The sequence below is a fragment of the Lentzea aerocolonigenes genome (assembly GCF_000955955.1).
GTDB classification, from domain to species: domain Bacteria; phylum Actinomycetota; class Actinomycetes; order Mycobacteriales; family Pseudonocardiaceae; genus Lentzea; species Lentzea aerocolonigenes_A.
The window spans coordinates 1-17,917 of the sequence record NZ_JYJG01000447.1 but is presented as its reverse complement, the minus strand read 5'-3'; the positions used below and the strand labels follow the sequence as shown (position 1 = coordinate 17,917).

The 17,917-nt window shown below is 70.2% G+C and carries 15 protein-coding genes; 8 read left to right on the top strand and 7 right to left on the bottom strand.

Annotated elements, in window-relative coordinates; all coding sequences use genetic code 11:
* Positions 1 to 68 precede the first annotated feature (68 nt).
* The 3 genes from UK23_RS43185 to UK23_RS43175 form a co-directional block, all read right to left on the bottom strand.
* Positions 69 to 845, bottom strand: coding sequence for a PaaX family transcriptional regulator C-terminal domain-containing protein (locus UK23_RS43185; protein ID WP_231114945.1), 777 nt, complete (start codon positions 843 to 845; stop codon positions 69 to 71).
* Positions 846 to 916: 71 nt separating this feature from the next.
* Positions 917 to 1,762, bottom strand: a complete 846-nt coding sequence (locus tag UK23_RS43180; RefSeq protein WP_045317628.1) for a fumarylacetoacetate hydrolase family protein — start codon at positions 1,760 to 1,762, stop codon at positions 917 to 919.
* A gap of 33 nt (positions 1,763 to 1,795) precedes the next feature.
* The gene (locus UK23_RS43175) at positions 1,796 to 2,218 is read right to left on the bottom strand and encodes a RidA family protein (RefSeq protein ID WP_196778141.1); all 423 of its coding nucleotides are present in this window, start codon (positions 2,216 to 2,218) and stop codon (positions 1,796 to 1,798) included.
* A 40-nt stretch (positions 2,219 to 2,258) separates the two neighbouring features.
* Between UK23_RS43175 and UK23_RS43170 the strand changes: the two genes are divergently transcribed.
* The 4 genes from UK23_RS43170 to UK23_RS43155 are packed head-to-tail and all read left to right on the top strand — an operon-like array spanning position 2,259 to position 7,649.
* The gene (locus tag UK23_RS43170) at positions 2,259 to 2,741 is read left to right on the top strand and encodes a cupin domain-containing protein (RefSeq protein WP_045317626.1); all 483 of its coding nucleotides are present in this window, start codon (positions 2,259 to 2,261) and stop codon (positions 2,739 to 2,741) included.
* Positions 2,738 to 3,634 carry an acyl-CoA thioesterase gene (locus UK23_RS43165; RefSeq protein ID WP_045317625.1) on the top strand — a complete coding sequence of 299 codons (897 nt, stop codon included), beginning with the start codon at positions 2,738 to 2,740 and terminating at the stop codon, positions 3,632 to 3,634. Before UK23_RS43170 ends, UK23_RS43165 begins: the two co-directional genes overlap by 4 nt.
* 26 nt (positions 3,635 to 3,660) lie before the next feature.
* Positions 3,661 to 5,280 (top strand): AMP-binding protein, encoded by a 1,620-nt coding sequence (locus UK23_RS43160; protein ID WP_045317624.1) that lies wholly within the window; start codon positions 3,661 to 3,663, stop codon positions 5,278 to 5,280.
* Positions 5,277 to 7,649 carry a bifunctional salicylyl-CoA 5-hydroxylase/oxidoreductase gene (locus UK23_RS43155; protein WP_082115445.1) on the top strand — a complete coding sequence of 791 codons (2,373 nt, stop codon included), beginning with the start codon at positions 5,277 to 5,279 and terminating at the stop codon, positions 7,647 to 7,649. Before UK23_RS43160 ends, UK23_RS43155 begins: the two co-directional genes overlap by 4 nt.
* A gap of 3 nt (positions 7,650 to 7,652) precedes the next feature.
* On the opposite strand, the gene UK23_RS43150 is transcribed toward UK23_RS43155, so the two are convergent.
* Positions 7,653 to 8,147: a methyltransferase family protein gene (locus tag UK23_RS43150; RefSeq protein ID WP_045317623.1), complete on the bottom strand. Its 495-nt coding sequence runs from the start codon at positions 8,145 to 8,147 to the stop codon at positions 7,653 to 7,655.
* Between the two features lie 166 nt (positions 8,148 to 8,313).
* On the opposite strand from UK23_RS43150, the gene UK23_RS43145 reads away from it, so the two are divergent.
* Positions 8,314 to 8,943 (top strand): glyoxalase, encoded by a 630-nt coding sequence (locus UK23_RS43145; protein ID WP_045317622.1) that lies wholly within the window; start codon positions 8,314 to 8,316, stop codon positions 8,941 to 8,943.
* Here the strand turns inward: UK23_RS43145 and UK23_RS43140 are convergent.
* Positions 8,911 to 11,559, bottom strand: coding sequence for an ATP-binding protein (locus UK23_RS43140; RefSeq protein ID WP_231114944.1), 2,649 nt, complete (start codon positions 11,557 to 11,559; stop codon positions 8,911 to 8,913). The two genes, UK23_RS43145 and UK23_RS43140, sit on opposite strands and share 33 nt — an antisense overlap.
* Before the next feature lie 106 nt (positions 11,560 to 11,665).
* On the opposite strand from UK23_RS43140, the gene UK23_RS43135 reads away from it, so the two are divergent.
* Together UK23_RS43135 and UK23_RS43130 are read left to right on the top strand one after the other, a co-directional pair.
* Entirely contained in the window at positions 11,666 to 12,739 is a 1,074-nt protein-coding gene (locus UK23_RS43135) for a class I SAM-dependent methyltransferase (RefSeq protein ID WP_045317620.1), read from the top strand.
* The gene (locus UK23_RS43130; protein ID WP_045317619.1) at positions 12,736 to 14,838 is read left to right on the top strand and encodes an alpha/beta hydrolase; all 2,103 of its coding nucleotides are present in this window, start codon (positions 12,736 to 12,738) and stop codon (positions 14,836 to 14,838) included. The genes UK23_RS43135 and UK23_RS43130 overlap by 4 nt, the downstream gene beginning before the upstream one ends.
* On the opposite strand, the gene UK23_RS43125 is transcribed toward UK23_RS43130, so the two are convergent.
* Positions 14,835 to 15,467 (bottom strand): response regulator transcription factor, encoded by a 633-nt coding sequence (locus UK23_RS43125; RefSeq protein ID WP_045317618.1) that lies wholly within the window; start codon positions 15,465 to 15,467, stop codon positions 14,835 to 14,837. The two genes, UK23_RS43130 and UK23_RS43125, sit on opposite strands and share 4 nt — an antisense overlap.
* Complete coding sequence (locus UK23_RS43120) at positions 15,455 to 17,392, bottom strand: sensor histidine kinase (protein ID WP_045317617.1); 1,938 nt, start codon at positions 17,390 to 17,392, stop codon at positions 15,455 to 15,457. The genes UK23_RS43125 and UK23_RS43120 overlap by 13 nt, the downstream gene beginning before the upstream one ends.
* Positions 17,393 to 17,557: 165 nt before the next feature.
* On the opposite strand from UK23_RS43120, the gene UK23_RS43115 reads away from it, so the two are divergent.
* On the top strand, positions 17,558 to 17,917 hold a 360-nt coding region (locus UK23_RS43115; protein WP_045317616.1), incomplete at its 3' end, for a hypothetical protein.

Genomic DNA, 17,917 nt, shown 5'->3' with positions numbered 1-17,917 from the left:
GCCACGCGCTATGTGGAGACGGCGACGCCCCTTGCCGTCGCCGCCATCGAGTCGATCGAGGTCTGACCTCAGCTTTGGTGCAGCACGGCCAGGGCGTGCTCACGAGCCGGTGCGCTCAGCGTCGTGTTCAGCTGCTCGAACAACGCCTCCGCCGTGACGCCGTTCCACCCCGGCGGCAGCAGCGACAGCGGGAGCCCCGGATCGCTGTAGGGCAGGCGCCGCCACTGGGTCAGCATCGGCACGTACAGCCCGAAAGCCTGCTTCGGCGTGATGACGCCGATGTCGAGCTCCGGGCGGTGGCGGCGCAGGAAGTCCGCGTACAGGTCGGCCAGCTCGTCGAGATCCCACCACGACCGGACCTTCGAGCGCAGGTCGCCGAACGCGAAGTGCTGGCCGGTGAAGATGTCGACGTACTCGGTCAGGCCGCGGCGTTCCAGGGTGCGGCGGGTTTCGGTGGCGAGGTTGCCCGGCGCGACCCACACGCCGGGCGCGGTGGTGCCGAAGCCGAGCTGGGTGAGGCTGGTGCGCAACGCGTGGCGCTTCTCGCGTTCGGACTCGGGCACCGAGAACACGACGACGAGCCAGCCGTCCTCGGTGGTCGCGCGGCGGCGTTCGAAGATCCGCGCGTCGCCCTCGGCGAGCATCTCCAGGGTCGGCTCGGCCAGCGCGTACCCGGCGGCGCCGTCGCGGCGGTCGCTGATCACCACACCACGGCGTTTGAGGCGGGAGATCGACGAGCGAACGGCCTGGCCCTCCACACCGAGGTCCGCCATGAGCTGCACGACGGACGCGACCGAGAGCCAGTTGTCCTCGCCGCGCGCGTAGAGGCCGAAGAGGGTGACGATCAGCGGGCCGAGACGATCACGTCCGGCAACAGCTGGTTCCGTGGTCAGCGCGACGTTCAGTGCCCTCTCCTTCAGCTCAGATCCGTGAGGGTGACAGTGTTGCGCAGCTCCCCGAGCCCGCTGACACGCGTCACCACCACATCGCCGTCGCCCAGGAAGATCTGCGGCTCACGGGCGCTGCCGATGCCGCTCGGCGTGCCGGTCAGGATCACGTCCCCGGCGCGCAACGTCATGCCGTGGCTCAGTTCCGCGATGATCCTGGCGAACGAGAACGCCATCTGCGAGCTCGACGCGTTCTGCCGCAGCACGCCGTTGAGCTCGCACTGCACCTGCAGGTCCGCGAGATCGAGCTCGTCCGGCGTGGTGATCCACGGGCCGAGCGGCATGGTGGCGTCGAGGCTCTTGCCCTTCAGCCACTGACCGCCGTGCGCGCGCTGGAGATCGCGCTGCGAGACGTCGTTCGCGACGAGGAACCCGAAGACGTGGTCGAGCGCCTTCTCCTCGGGGATCGACCGGCCCTCACGCCCGATGACCATGGCGATCTCCGCCTCGTAGTCCCACTTCTGCGAGATCTCCGGGTCGTAGGCGATGTCGTCGGACGGGCCGATGACCGTGTCCGGGCCCTTGGTGAAGAAGGCCGGGCGTTCCGGCATCTCGGCGGGACCTTGTCCGGAACGTTTCCCGGCCGACTCCAGGAAGTGGTCCAGGTAGTTCCAGCCGGTGCACAGGATGTCGCGGTTGAAGCGGTGCAACGGCGACTCCAGCCGCACCTCGGCCAACGGCAGCACCTCGCCGCGCGCGCCGATCGAGCCACCTCGAACGATGTCGTCGACCGTCGTGGCCAGGAGGGCGATCTCCGCGCCGTCCACCACACCGGCCCGGCGGACGCCGTCGACCGTCACCGAAGCGAGTTTCACTATCGCGCTCCCATTTCGCTGATCATGAAAACGCTACTTCTGAATCGGAGTGACCAGGCGGTCCTCGGGGATCACGGCCACGCCGACGATCTCGATCACGGCTTCCGGCTGCCACAGCGCGGTGCAGCCGATACCCGCCATCGCCGGGTAGACGGGCCCGGCGAGCTCGCGCCACACCTTGCCGATCTCCCGGCCGTGCGCCTGGTAGTCCGGGATGTCGGTGAGGTAGATCGTGATGCTGACCAGGTCTTCCGGCACGCCACCTGCCTCGCGCAACGTCGTCAGCACGTTGCTGAACGACTGGCGGAACTGCTCGACGATGCCGCCGGGGACGATCTTCATCTCGGCGTCCGTGGCGGTCTGGCCGCCCAGGTGGAGCGTGGTGCCCGCGAGCGTGCCGTGGGAGTAGCCGCTGGGTGCCGGGAGGCTGGCGGGGTTCACTGCGACAGGGCTCATGAGTATTGACACTATCTGACGGTCGTGAAGAATACGAGATATGGAGCCCGACTTGAGCAAGTACCAGCTCGAAGGCGACAACTCGATGTACCGGCTGCCCAGCGGCCTGGTCGCCCCGGTGGTGACGCGCGGCGGCAAGGAGAACCCGGACACCGCCGACTCCGGCGGCGCTGTTCGCATCTCCGGCGTGAGCATTCAGCACACCCCGGCCACGAAGCTGTGGTTCGGCAAGGTCACGAACGAGCCCGGCTACCGCTCGGTCACCCACCACCACGGCGAGGCCGAGACCGGTGGATACGTGCTGTCCGGGCGGGCACGGATCTACTTCGGCGAGAAGTTCGAGGACTACGTCGACATGGAGGAGGGCGACTGGGTGTTCGTTCCGCCGTTCATGCCGCACATCGAGTGCAACCTCGACCGCAACAACCCGCTGACGTGGATGACGACGCGGACGCCGGAGAACATCGTGGTGAACCTCCAGGACGTCCCGGACGAGGACCTGCGCGACTGGCTGACGCGATGACCGCGGCGATGACCTCGGGGATCTTCACGGCCGCGATCACGCTGGAGAAGGCCGATCCCGAGCACTTCGACCTGGCGTTCACGGCGGTCACACAGCCTTGCCCGTGGCCCAAGGCGTACGGGGGAGACCTCGTCGCGGCCGCTGCGGCCGCCGCGATGCGGTCGGTGACCGACGGCAAGACACTGCACTCGATGCACAGCTACTTCCTGCGCCCGGCCGACATCGGTGCCGCCGTGCGGTACGAGGTGGAGTTGTTGCGCGACGGCCGGGGCTACAGCACGCGGCAGGTCCGCGGGTACCAGAACGGCAAGCCGCTCTACGTGTGCCTGGCGAACTTCGCGGCCGGCGAGCCCGGTGGCAGTTTTCAGGCCGAAGTCGAAGGCCTGTCCGGACCGGAGGAGCTGCCCAGTTCGGCGGAGTACCTCGCCGGACGCAGCGGCGGCACGATGACCGACGAGTCGAAGGCCTACTGGTCCGGTGGCCGCAGCTTCGACATGCGGCACGTGCCCGGCCCGGTCTACCTCGCGGTCGAGGGCGAGAAGGTGCCGCACCAGGCGGTGTGGATCAAGCCGTTCGACCCGCTGCGCCCTGTCGACGGCCTGACCGACGCCCAGCGCGACCTCGCGGCGCTGGCGTACATGTGCGACTACACGATCCTCGAGCCGATCCTGCGGGTGCTCGGCCTGCCGTGGGCCCAGCCGGGACTGGTCACCGCGAGCCTCGACCACTCGATGTGGTTCCACCGCGCGGCGCCGGTCGACGACTGGCTGCTGTACGTGCAGGAGGCGGTCGCCGCGGATTCGGGACGTGGCCTGGGTTCCGGCCGCTTCTTCACCCGCGATCAGCAGCACCTCGCCACCGTTGCCCAGGAGGGCATGATCCGCGCCGCTTGACCCCGCCGCCCCCGGAAGGACTCACCATGCCGAATCCTTCGTCACCCCCATCTCCCTCCGCCCACGCGGACACCTTCGCACGTGACCACCTTCCGCCAGAGGGCTTGTGGCCGACGATCGAGTTCACGACGCCCGAGCTGAGCTACCCCGAGCGCCTCAACGCCGCCACCCAGCTGGTCGACGTCCCGGCGACCACTTTCGGACCTGACCGTCCGGCGTTGCGCACTCCGGCCGGCGAGGTCTGGTCCTACGGCGAGCTGCGTGCCCGCTCCAACCAGGTGGCGCAGGTGCTGGTCGACCTCGGTCTCGTTCCCGGGCAACGGGTTCTGCTGCGCTCGCCCAACAACCCGTGGACGGTCGCCGCGTGGCTCGGCGTGCTCAAGGCCGGCGGTGTCGTGGTGACGACCATGGCAGCGCTGCGCACCCGCGAGCTCATGCCGGTCGTGGAGCGGACCCGGCCGTCGATCGCGCTGGTGGACGACAGGTTCGTCGAGGACGCTCGAGCGCTGCCGCTGGAAGTGGTGACGTACCAGGACCTCGCGGCGCGCGCCGCGGCGAAGCCGGAGGAGTTCACCGCCGTCGACACCGCTGCCGACGACGTGGCACTGCTGGCGCCGACGTCCGGCAGCACCGGCACGCCCAAGATCACCGTGCACTTCCACCGCGATGTCCTGTCCATCGACAACACCTTCGGCCGGCACGTCCTGCGGCTCACGCAGGACGATCTGGTGGCGTGCACGGCGCCGTTCGCGTTCACGTTCGGTCTGGGCATGCTCGTGGTCTTCCCCCTGCGGGCTGGAGCTTGTGCTCTGCTCACCGAGTCCGCCACGCCCGCGCAGGTCGCGGATCTCGTTGAACAGCACGGAGTCACGGTGCTGGCGACGGCACCCACGGCGTACAAGGCGATCCTGCGAGACGGCCTGGACGGGAAGCTCAGCGGCCTCAGGACCGCCGTGTCGGCAGGTGAGCACATCCCGCGGGAGACGTGGCAGCGGCTGCGCGACCGGCTGGGGTTGCGGGTGATCGACGGCATCGGCGCCACGGAGTTGTTGCACATCTTCATCTCCGCGGCCGGGGATGACATCCGTCCCGGCTCCACGGGCAAGCCGGTGCCGGGCTACCGCGCCACCGTGCTCGGCCTCGACGGCGAGGAGCTCGGCCCGGGCGTTCCTGGACGGCTCGGCGTGATCGGCCCGGTCGGCTGCCGCTACCTCGACGACGCGCGTCAGAAGGACTACGTGGTGAGCGGCTGGAACGTCACCGGCGACGTCTTCCACCGCGACGAGGACGGCTACTTCCACTACCACGCCCGCAGCGACCACATGATCGTCTCCTCCGGCTACAACATCGGCGGACCCGAGGTCGAAGAGGCCATCGACACCCACCCGGACGTGCTGGAGTCTGCCGTCGTCGCCAAGCCCGACGAGGAACGCGGCTCGGTCGTGTGCGCGTTCGTGGTGCTGCGCGAGGGCGTGGAAGGTGACGAGGCGAAAGCGCGCGAGATCCAGGATCACGTGAAGCGGACGATCGCTCCGTACAAGTACCCGCGCGACGTGCGGTTCCGCACCTCGTTGCCGCGCAACGCGAGCGGCAAGCTGCAGCGGTTCGCGCTCCGCAAGATCGTCGAGGACGAGGTGCACGCGTGAAGGTCGCGACCAAGAAGATCGCTGTCGTCGGCGGCGGGCCCGGTGGGCTCTACTTCGCCGCGCTGATGAAGCAGCTCGACCCGGCGCACGACGTCACCATCTGGGAACGCGACGCCGCGGACGTCACGTTCGGGTTCGGCGTGGTGTTCTCCGACGAGACGCTCGGCGGCATCGAGAACGCCGATCCGGAGTTCGCGGACACGATGGCCCGCCGGTTCGCCCGGTGGACGGACATCGACATCCACTACCGGGGTGAGAGCCACACCGTTGGCGGACAGGGGTTCGCCGCGATGAGCCGCAAGGAGCTGCTCGGCCTGTTGCAGCAGCGGTGCCGCGATCTCGGCGTGGTGGTGCACTTCTCGACGCCCGCGCCCGATGCCGAACTCCTGCGCGGCTCCCACGACCTCGTGGTCGGCGCGGACGGCGTCAACTCGCTGATCCGGCAGTCCTTTTCGGACGTGTTCGGGCCGAAGCTGGATCGGCGGCACAACAAGTACATGTGGCTCGGCACGGACCTGGTGTTCGAGGCGTTCCAGTTCTTCATCAAGGACACGCCGTGGGGGACCATGCAGGTCCACGGCTATCCCTACTCCGACAACGGTTCCACGTTCATCGTCGAGATGCACGAGGACGTGTGGCGCCGGGCCGGTTTCGACACCGCCGAGGAGTTCCCGCCGGGTGTCTCCGACGAACGGGCCGTGGAGCGGATCCGGGAGCTGTTCGCCGAGGAACTGGCCGGACATCAGGTGTTCGCCAACAACTCGAAGTGGCTCAGCTTCACGACCGTGCGCAACGAGCGCTGGTCGCACGGCAACCTCGTGCTCGTCGGCGACGCCGCCCACACCGCGCACTTCTCGATCGGCTCCGGCACCAAGCTCGCGATGGAGGACTCGCTCGCCCTCGCCGCCTGCCTGCACGAACACGCCGACGTCCAGACCGCGCTGAAGGCCTACGAAGCCGAACGCCGGCCGGTCGTCGAGTCGACGCAGCGGGCCGCGCAGGCGTCGCTGGAGTGGTTCGAGAACATCGGCATGTACGCGGAGCAGGAGCCGACCCGGTTCTGCTTCAACCTGCTGACCCGGTCTCGCCGCATCACCTACGACAACCTCCGCACCCGCGACTCGGAGTTCGCCGACCGCGTCGACGCCGCTTTCGCCGCCTCCCAAGGACTTCCAGGCTCCGCTCCGGCGATGTTCCAGCCGTTCCGCCTGGGGGAGCTGGAGCTGAAGAACCGGGTGATCGTCTCGCCGATGGACATGTACTCCGCGGTCGACGGTGTGCCGGGCGACTTCCACCTGGTGCACCTGGGCTCCAAGGCGATGGGCGGCGCGGGACTGGTGATGACCGAGATGGTGTGCGTCTCGCCGGAAGGCCGCATCACGCCGGGCTGCACCGGTTTGTGGAACGACGAGCAACGCGACTCGTGGGCTCGGATCGTGGAGTTCGTGCACGCGCGGAGCACCGCCCGGATCGGCCTGCAGGTCGGCCACTCCGGCCGCAAGGGCTCGACCCGGCTGATGTGGGAGGGCATGGACGAACCGCTGCCCTCCGGGAACTGGGAGACGGTCGGGCCGTCGCCGCTGCCGTACGGACCGGGTTCGCCCGTACCGCGCGAGATCGGCCGCGACGAGATGGACCGGATCACCGCCGAGTTCGTCGCAGCGGCGGAACGTGGTGCCGCGGCCGGCTTCGACCTGCTCGAACTGCACTGCGCGCACGGCTACCTGCTGTCGTCGTTCCTCTCGCCGATCGCGAACCAGCGGACCGACGAGTACGGCGGCCCGCTGGCGAACCGGTTGCGGTACCCGTTGGAGGTGTTCGACGCCGTGCGCGCGGTGTGGCCGGCCGAGCGGCCGATGATCGTGCGCATCTCCGCGACCGACTGGGCTCCCGACGGCAACACCGAGCACGACGCCGTGGAGATCGCTCGAGCGTTCGTCGCCCATGGCGCCAACGCGATCGACGTCTCCACCGGTCAGGTCACCGCGGACGAGCGCCCGGCGTACGGCCGCAGCTACCAGACCCCGTTCGCCGACCGGATCCGCCACGAGGTCACCGGCGCGGCCGTCATCGCGGTCGGTGCCATCGCCTCCTACGACGACGTCAACTCGATCCTGCTGGCCGGCCGCGCCGACCTGTGCGCCATCGGACGTACCCATCTCTACGATCCGCACTGGACGCTTCACGCGGCTGCGGAACAGGACCACCGCGCCGAGTGGCCCGTGCAGTTCCGGGCGGGCAGCCGCAAACCGCCGTCCGCGCGCACCGACGCCATCAGGCCGCGGTTGTCGTTGCTGCGGGCGGGCGAACCGGACCGCGACGTCCACCTGCGCTGGAGGCCACACCGTCCGGTGACGGTCAGCGGTTAGCTTTCAGCCGGACGCCCACGGCCGCAGGCGCGGCAGCCAGCCGGGCACGGCGGCGCGGTACGTGTCGTACTGATCACCGAACTGGCGGTGCAGAGCCGGTTCCTCGTGCCAGTGCACCATCGCCGTGAACGCGGCCGTCACCACGGCGGCGTAGGCGAGCAGGATCAGCTGTCCCAGCACGAGCGCCTGGCCGATGATCAGCGACAGCACGGCGAGGTACATCGGGTTGCGGACGTAGCGGTAGAACCCGCCCACCACAAGGCGGTCCGGCGGTGCGACAGGTGCCGGCGTGCCCAGGCCCTCCGCCGCGAACCGCGCGAACGAGGAGATCAGCACCGCGAGCGCGGCCACCAGCAGGACCGCTCCGGCGATCCGCAGCGGTGGCCAGAACGGCTCCACCCGCCACCGGGTCAGCAGCCACGGCACGAGCCCGGCCACGCCGCCGGGTGCCAGCACGAAGAACGCGGCCGATCCGAGTACCGCCTGACGCCTCTCCATGGCGTACACCCTTACCCGCTTTGGGCCACTGCGGGTAGCGGCGGAGCGGATCCTCGGTGCCGGATTCACCTGGTCGGGCTACGCGCGAGCCACGAACGGGGAGGGCGGCGTGAGCGGTCAGGAATCAAGAAGCATCGGGCGCGGCCCGGCGCCTAACGTTTCCGGCATGACCTCAATCGACGCCATCACCCTCGAAGTCTCCGACCTCGCCGCCGCGGAACGCTTCTACGCCAAGGCTTTCGGCCTCGGCTCCCGCCTCCGGCTGCGCGAGGCCCAGGAACCGACCACCGGTTTCCGCGGTTACACCCTGTCCCTCACGGTGTCGCAGCCCGCCGACGTCGACGCGCTGATCGGGTCCGCTGTGGACGCCGGTGCGACCGTGCTGAAGCCCGCCGCGAAGTCCATGTGGGGCTACGGCGGCGTGGTGCAGGCTCCGGACGGCGCGATCTGGAAGGTCGCGACGTCGGCGAAGAAGGACACCGGCCCGGCCACCGGGCGGATCGACTCGATCGTGCTCCTGATCGGTGCCACCGACGTGGGTGCGAGCAGGAAGTGCTACCTCGACCAGGGCTTCACCGTCGCGAAGAGCTTCGGCCGCATGTACGTCGAGTTCGCCTCGGCCGGTGACGTGAAGCTGGGGCTGTACCGGCGGCGTGCTCTCGCCAAGGACGCCGGGGTGGCGCCGGAGGGCTCCGGGTCGCACCGGATCGTCGTGAACGGTGCCGCGCAGTTCACCGACCCCGACGGGTTCGCCTGGGCCGGGTCAGGGCAGGCGGGCGGCCAGTTCGGCGCGTGAGCTGATGCCGAGCTTCGTGTACACCTTGCGCAGGTGGTACTCGATGGTCTTGGGGCTCAGGAACAACGCCGCGGCGACCTCGCGGGTGGTCTTGCCCTCCGCGAGCAGCAACGACACCTGCAACTCCTGCGGCGTAAGGGTTTCACCCGGTGCGCGGCGCTGGATCGTCTCGCCGGTGGCGCCCAGTTCGATCGCGGCGAGGTCGGCCCAGCGGACCGCGCGCAGGTTCTCGAACGTCTCGAGCGCGGCGTGCAGGTGCGGCCGGGCGTCGACCCGCCGCCGGGCGCGGCGCAGGCGGGCACCGTAGGCGAGCCGGGTGCGCGCGGTCTCGAAGTCGTCCAGCGTCCTCGCGTGGAACTCCAGCGACGCCTCGAAATGCTCGTCGATGTCCGTGCTGAGCATGCCGATCGCGCGCTCGGCCCGTGCCATCGCCCACGGCTGGCCCTTCGCGGTTGCCTCGTTCCGGTAGCGGCGGGCGATCTCGTGGGCGTCCTCGTGTCTGCCCAGCCTCACCAGCGCGTCGGTCAGTTCGGGCGCGGGGGACAGATCGGGATCGGTCAGCTGGAGCTCGTTCAGCAGTGCGGCCAGTTCTTCCAGCTGTGCCAGGGCCTTCCGCGCGTTGCCCAGGCCGAGCTCGAGCTCTCCCAAGGCGAACAGCGACCACACGCGGCCGATGTGGATGTCACGGGTGCGGCAGATCGGCAGTGCTTCGGCGACGAGCCCGCGGCACTGCTCCTCGTCGCCGAGCCGGGCCCGCAGCCACGCCAGCCCGGCCAGGCTCATCGCGAGGTCGGTCTCCTGCCCGGTCTCACGCGCGAGCCGGGCCGCCTCGTCGTAGGTCGCCTCGGCGCGGACCCACTGGTTGGTGGTGGCCTCGTCCCTGGCGACGTGGAACAGCAACGACGGCAACGTCCCCACAGCCGCTTCCGCCCGCACCTCGCCGACGATGCGCCGCAGCTCGGCTCCCGAGGACGCGTCGCGCAGGAACATCGGGCCGATCATCAGCCACGACAGCCGGTTCCGGTCCGCGTGCGGCAGACCGGAGGCGGCGAGCAGGTCGACGGCGGTGCGGATCTGGCCGGCACCGCCGCGGTTGGCGAGGATTCGCGCACAGCCCGCCGCCATCTGGCCGAGTCCCCGCGCCCGCGGCGTGGTGACGCGGTCGAGCAGCTGTTCGATCTCCTGCGCCAGCGAGACCCCGGTCGTGGTGTCGCCGAGGTAGAAGCAGGCGTTCACCGCGTCGGCCAGCAGCACGACGCCTTCGTCCGCGTTGCTCGTGCGCCGGGCGGCCGCGCGGCTGAGGTCGCGTGCTTCGGTGAGCGAGCCGGTGCGGGCCGCGATCGCGCCGCGCAGTTCGAGGGCGTCGTCCCGGCCGGCCTCGTCGAGCAACGCGATGGCGCGCGAGGTGGTACCGGCCAGCCACGCCGACTCCGCCGCCGCCACGCACAGCTCACCGTGCCGTTCGACGTCCGGGCTCAGCCGCGCGGCCCGTTCGTACGCGGCGGCGGCGACTTCGTGCGCACTTCGTCCGTGTGCCCGCACGGCCGCCTGGACGAGAAGATCGGCGACGCGGGCGTCCGGTCCCAGCGTCGCCTCGGCGAGGTGCCAGGCGTGCCGGTCGGGGTCGCGCGGGCCGAACGTGTCCGCGACGGCGCGGTGGATCGCCCGTCTGCGCTGGGGAGTGGCATCGCCGTAGACCGCCGCGCGGATCAGCGGATGACGGAACTCGACGCGGTCATCGGTGATCTGCAGGAGCTCGGCGTTCTCCGCCTCGGCCAGCGCGTCGACGTGGATGTCCAGCAGCCCGCACGCCCCGGCGGCCACGCGCAGATCGTTGCCCGCCACCGATGCCACGGTCAGCGCCGCGCGTCCGGCTTCGCTGAGCGACCGCGCCTGTGCGGCGAACTCGCCGGCGAGCGTCGCGGACACGGGCAGCGGAGTTTCGGGAGAGACGTGGCCGAGCCGGTGCGCGGCCAGTTCGATCAGCGCGAGCGGGTTCCCCGCGGTGGCCGTGTGGAGGCGTGCGATGTGATCAGGCGAGACGGTCCCGTTGGTGCGGCTGGAGACCAGCTCTCCAGCGGCGGCGAGATCGATGCCGGACAACGGTAGTGCGGGCAGCCCAGGATCGGCGTCCCGGGTGGTCGCCAGCAGGACGATCGGATCGGCCACCAGCCTGCGGGCCGCGAACGCCAGCGCGTCGGCGGACGGCCGGTCGAACAGGTGCAGGTCGTCCAGCAGCACCGCGACCGGGCGTTCTTCGGCGAACCGGCAGAGCAGGCTCAGCGTGGCGGCTCCGACGGCGAACCGGTCACCCGCGGTTCCCGGGCGCAACGCGAGTGCCACGGACAGCGCTTGTGCCTGGGGCGCCGGGATCTCGTCCACGCGGTCCAGCGCGGGCCGCAGGACCTGGTGCAGTGCTCCGAAGGGAATCTCCCGCTCGGGTTCGCTGCCGGCCGCCCACAACACGGTCATGCCGGTGGCGTTCTCGGCTGCCTGGCGCAGCAACGCGGTCTTCCCGACGCCGGGCTCGCCGGTGAGCGCGAGGACGCCACCGTGCCCGATCCGCGCGCTCGCGACGAGCCGCTCGATCTGTCGACGCTCGGACTCGCGTCCCATCAGCACATCGGGGAGTGTAAGCAGAGCCTCGGTCCTAGGTGGGGCACCTGATGCGACTGACCTGTTGCCGCTCATACGTTCCGACCCTCACAGGAGGGCAGGGCAGATGACCACGACAAGACCCGAGGTCGACACCGACAAGCTGATGCAGTTCGTGTTCCGTGCGGTCGACGAGGTGGGGGCCACGCTGAACGCCGCGCTCGTCGTCATGGGCGACAAACTCGGCTACTACCGCGCGATGGCGTCCGGCGAGCCGATCAGCGCCGCCGAGCTGGCCGACCGCAGCGGCACCGCGGAGCCGTACGTGCGCGAATGGCTCAACGCCCAGGCCGCCGGCGGATACGTGACGTACGACCCCACGACCAGCAGGTATGCGCTGCCGCTCGAGCACGCGGTGGCGTTGACGGTGGAGAACAGCCCCGCGTTCCTGCCCGGCATGTTCCAGATCGCGCTGGGCACCGTGCACGACGCCGGGCGCGTGCTCGACGCGGCCCGCAGCGGGTCCGGTGTCGGCTGGCACGAGCACAACACGGACGTGCACGTGGGCTGCGAGCGGTTCTTCCGGCCCAACTACGAGGCCAACCTGATCGAGAGCTGGCTGCCCGCACTGGACGGCGTGACCGCGAAGCTGCGCGCCGGTGCCAGGGTCGCGGACGTCGGCTGCGGGCACGGGGCATCAACGATCCTGATGGCTCAGGCGTTCCCGAACTCGGCCTTCACCGGATCCGACTACCACCCCGAGTCGATCCGGGTGGCGCGCGAACGGGCGGCGGCCGCCGGGGTCGGTGACCGCGTGACGTTCGAGGTGGCGTCCGCCGCGGACTTCGGCGGCACCGGCTACGACCTCGTGACCATGTTCGACTGCCTGCACGACATGGGCGACCCGGTCGGCGCCGCACGGCACGTCAGGGACGCGGTGGCGGCCGACGGCACGTGGATGATCGTCGAGCCGATGGCAGGGGATCACGTCGAGGACAACCTCAACCCCGTGGGCCGCACCTACTACGGCTTCTCGACGCTGCTGTGCACGCCTGCCTCGCTGTCGCAGGACGTCGGGCTCGCGCTGGGCACGCAGGCCGGGCCCGCGCGCATCCGCGACGTGGCGGTCGCGGGCGGGTTCACCCGGTTCGCCGGGGTGGCCGCGACGCCGTTCAACCAGGTCCTCGAAGTCCGGCCGTGACAGCCGAGCCGCGCCCGGTCCGCGAGGCGGACGAGACCGGGTTCGCCGTGCGGGCCGGGGTGCGGCTCGCGTTCCGGGTCTACGAGAACCCCGGCAGGCCAACGGTTCTGCTCATGCCGACGTGGTCGATCGTGCCGTCGCTGCACTGGAAGGCGCAGGTGCCGTACCTCGCGCGACACTTCAGGGTGGTCACGTTCGACGGCCGCGGCTGCGGTGACTCAAGTCGTCCGGCTGGCGGTGAGTCCTATGTGGACAGAGAATACGCGGCGGACACCGTCGCGGTCATGGACGCCACCGGAACCAGTAGCGCTGTGCTGGTGTCGTTGTCCCGCGGGGATGCGTGGTCGGTGCTCACGGCAGCGCACCACCCGGACCGCGTCACCGGCATCGTCGCCATCGCACCGGCCAGCGCTTCGCTCATCGGTTCGCTGGCTCAGGAGAAGCAGGCCTGGGAGTCGGCAGAGGGCGGGATCCAGTACAACCGGCGGCACTGGCTGAACGGCGGCTATGACGAGTTCGTCGACTGGTTCTTCGCGAGGATGTTCCCCGAACCGCACTCCACCAAGCAGATCGAGGACGGCGTGCGGTGGGCGCGCCAGATCTCGCCCGCCACGCTGGCCGCCACCACGGACGGGAGGCTCGCTTCCGAGTCCATTGAGGACAGCTGTCGCGCGGTTCGCTGCCCGGTGCTGGTGATCCACGGAACCGGCGACCGGGTTCGCCCGCACGCGATCGGGGAACGTCTCGCCGAGCTGACCGGCGGTTCGCTGGTGCTCGTCGAGGGCTCCGGGCACGGTGTGCACGCGCGCGACCCGGTGCGGGTCAACCTGCTGATCAAGGAGTTCGTCGGCCGCGTGCACCCCGAGGTGCGGAAGGTGGTCGACTCCAGGCCGATCAGCAGGTCGCCGCGCGCGTTGTACCTGAGCTCGCCGATCGGTCTCGGTCACGCCCGGCGCGACCTGGCCATCGCGTCCGAGCTGCGCAAGCTGCGGCCGGACCTGCAGATCGACTGGCTCGCCCAGCACCCGGTCACCGAGATGCTCGGCCGGGCGGGCGAGCGGATCCACCCGGCGTCGGCGTGGCTCGCCACCGAGTCGGCGCACATCGAGGACGACGCGGGCGAGCACGACCTGCACGTGTTCGAGACGTTCCGCCGCCTGGACGCGTTGCTGGTGCACAACTTCATGGTGTTCGACGAGGCCGTCGAGGGGTACGACCTGGTCATCGGCGACGAGGCGTGGGAGGTCGACCACTTCCTGCACGAGAACCCGCGGCTGAAGCGGAGTGCGTTCGCATGGCTGACGGACTTCGTCGGCTGGCTCCCGATGCCCGGCGGCGGCGCGCGCGAGGAACGCCTGACCGCCGACTACAACCTGGAGATGATCGAGCAACGGGCCCGGTTGCGCCGGGTGCGGGACAGGTCGGTGTTCGTCGGCGACCCGGACGACGTGGTGTCGCAGCCGTTCGGCCCCGGTCTGCCGTCGATCCGCGAGTGGACTCTGGAGAACTTCGACTTCTCCGGCTACGTCACGGGATTCGACCCGCCGGACGACGGCGAGCGCGAGGCGTTGCGGCGCCGGATCGGGGTCCGGCCGGACGACAAGCTGTGCGTGGTCACGGTCGGTGGCTCGGGTGTGGGGGAGTCGCTGCTGCGCCGGGTGCTCGACGCGGTGCCCGTTGCCCGCGAGCTGGTTCCCGGCTTGAGATTCCTCGTCGTCACCGGGCCGCGCATCGATCCGTCGTCGCTCGTCCACGACCGGGACGTGGAAGTGCGCGGCTATCTGCCGGACCTGCACCGCTACCTCGGCGCCTGCGACCTGGCGGTGGTGCAGGGCGGGCTGACCACGTGCATGGAGCTGACCGCGGCCCGGCGCCCGTTCATCTACATGCCGTTGCGAAACCACTTCGAGCAGAACATCCACGTCCGGCACCGGCTCGAACGGTATGGAGCGGGCCGGTGCACGACCTACGAGGAGGTGGTGGATCGGGAGGTGCTGGCCGCCGCGATGGCCGAGGAGATCGGGCGCGAGGCCGGCTACCGGCCGGTCGAGTCCGATGGTGCCTCCCGTGTGGCGGCGTTGCTCGCCGACCTGATCTAGCTGAACTCGGCCAGGTAGGTCAGCACCGCGAGGACTCGGCGGTGCTCCTCGACGTTGGTCTCGAGGCCGAGCTTGGCCATGATGTTGCCGACGTGGGTCTCGACCGTGCGCTCGGTGAGGAAGAGCCGACGCGCGATCGCGACGTTCGTGCAGCCCTCGGCCATGAGCCCGAGCACCTCGCGTTCCCGAGGGGTGAGCGCCGAGGTGGCCGGGCGGCCGAGCAGCCTGCCCACCACTTCCGGATCCAGTGCGGACCCTCCCGCGGCGACGCGGGCGATCGACTCCAGGAACTCGTCGACGTCGAGCACGCGGTCCTTGAGCAGGTAGCCGAAGCCGCCCTGGCTGACGAGTTCGACGGAGTGCCGGGTCTCGATGTGCTGGGAGAGCAGGAGAATCGCGACCTCGGGCTGCGCTGTGCGGATCTTGCGGGCGGCTCGGGCGCCGTCGTCGGCCAGACCCGGCGGCATCCGCACGTCGACGATGGCCAGGTCGGGTTGTGCTTGTGCCACCACGGCGACGAGCGTGTTCGCGTCAGCGGCGCGGCCCACGATGTCGTGGCCGGCGTGGGAAAGCAGGCTCGCGAGGCCTTCGCGGAACAACGCCGAGTCCTCGCCGATCACGATGCGCACGGCAGCACCGCCTGGATCGTCGTGCCGAGTCCGGGCTTGCTGTGCAGTCGCAGCGAACCTCCCAGCGCGGCAACGCGGTCGGCCAGCCCGGCGAGCCCTCCGCCCGCGCGCGGGTCGGCGCCGCCGCAGCCGTCGTCCTTCACCACCACGTTCACCGCGTCTTCCTGTTGAGTGACCCGAACCGTGATCGCGCTGGCCCGCGCGTGCTTGGCGGCGTTGGTGATCGCCTCGGCGGCGACGAAGTAGGCGGTGACCGTGATGTCGTCGGCCAGCGGTTCGTCCATGATCTCCAGCGTCACCGGCACCGGCAGCTTGTTCGTCAGTGCGGCCAACGCGTTGTGCAGGCCGTCGTCGAGGCTGGTCGGGCGCAGGCCGTGGGCGATCTGCCGCAGTTCGGCGATGGCGGTCGCGAGCTCGGCGACACCCTGGTCCAGCAACGCGTGCACGTCGATGTCGCCGGTGGGCAGCTGGCGCTGGGCCAGTCGCATCGCCATGCCGAGCGAGACGAGTCGTTGCTGGGCGCCGTCGTGCAGGTCGCGTTCGAGCCGTTTGCGTTCGGCGTCCCCGGCCTGCACGAGCCGGGTACGGCTGGCCTCGACCTCGCGCAGTGCCGCGGCCAGTTCGCCGCGCAGCCTGGAGACCTCGACGAGGCTGGCGGCGGCGGTGGCGACGATTCGGAGCACGGCCGGAGTGGTCGTGCTGGAAGAGAGAACGCCGATCTGGGTGCCGCCGAGGGTGATCGGAACCAGTCCGGTGTCGGCCACTGGCACGCCCTGAGTGTCGACGAATCCCGTGGACGCGGGGATCAGCAGGCCGACTCTCAGCGTGGGGTCCTTCAACGCCGTGCGCAGGGCTTCTTCGAGCTCTTCCGGTTGGGCGGCTTGGGTGTGCACCCGGTGTTGCAGGTCTTCGATCGCTTGCAGCGCGGCCTTCGTGCGCGGGAAGAGGCGCCGGTCCACCACGCGTTGCAGGCGTTTCTTCAACGGCGCGAGCAGCACGGCGCACACGGCGGTGGCACCGGCCGCGGCGGCGGGGGAGTCCTGGCCCACCACGATGCCGAGTGTGAGAGCTGCGAGCGCGTACGCCCCGATGAGGACGAGCAGCACGATCGTGTAGCTGATGGTGTCGGCCAGCACGCGGTCGACGTCGTAGAGGTCGTGGCGCAGCATGGCCACACCGACCGAGCAGAACAGCGCGATTATGGTGACCACGCCGAAAACCGTTGCCACGACGCCACTTCGTCCGGTGACGACGATCTCCGCGAGGCACACCACCGGATACGCGGTGGCGGCCAGTCCCGCGAACGCCAGCCACTTCAGCTGTGCCCGCACCGGATCGGAGGCTCGGCGGAAACGCAGCACCAGCGAGACACCAGCCGCGAGGAATGCCACGACCAGGCCGATGTTGACGGCGTAGCTGAGCACGTTGACCACATCGGACGGTGGTCCCCAGGGGTGTGGCAGGTCCTGCATCGGCTCGGTGAACGGCTCACGCGGAGCCATCCCGAAACCCTGCTGTGCCAGCGCGAGCACGACGACGAGCGGCGGTACGAGCTTCCACCGGCGGCTGGGCAGCGTGCCGTCGGGGAAGTGGAGCAGCAGGAGCGCGACAGCGGCCAGCAGCCACCAGCCGCTCTCGTTGAGGAACGCGACCACGCGGAGATCCAGCGGCACCGCGGTGGGATCGTCGAGCCAGACCCGGTAGTAGACGTCGCGTGCGGCCAGGAAGACGACGATCGCCCCGGCCCACGCGAGCAGCGCGCCGACGGGGTTCGCCCGCACCCGGAACGTGATCACCACGCCGAGTGCCGCCACGGCCAGTCCGAGGGTCGCCAGACCCGCGAACGCGAGACTCGGCCGCAGCCAGCCGGCACCGGCCGTCAGGACGACGGCGACACCCAGCAGAACCAGTCCCAGCGACCTCATCGGCCCAGGGTAAGGCCGGTGCGGCGGCTTGGCCTCCGTGCCGGCACGGAGGTGAGGCCCCGAGCCGGTACCGATGTGCCGGACACCCCTCCGCGGGTTCTCTTGAGGCGATCAACCCGCGCAACCACGTACCAGCGACACCACCCTCACCGGAAGGCCGAGACCATGTCCGTCGACACCCTCACCCAGTCGCCGAGCTCCACCCGTGGACGCGTGGCCCTCCTCGCCGCGGTCCTGGGCGTCACCTCCGTCGCCGCCGTCTTCGGCGGACTGCTCTGGCCCGAACCGGCGGCAGGCGGCGAAACCTACTCGTACGCCGACATCGCGGCCGGCCGCGACCTGTGGTGGTCGCTGCTCACCGGTCTCGCTGCCATGGCCGTGCTCAACGTGCCGTTCCAAGCTCTCGCCACGATGTTCCTGGTCCGGAGGCGCGGCAGCACCTGGGCGACGATCGGCGCAGTGCTCATGTGGCTCGGCACCGCGTTCCAGACCGTTGGCGTCGCGGGCTGGGCCACGGCCTACTAC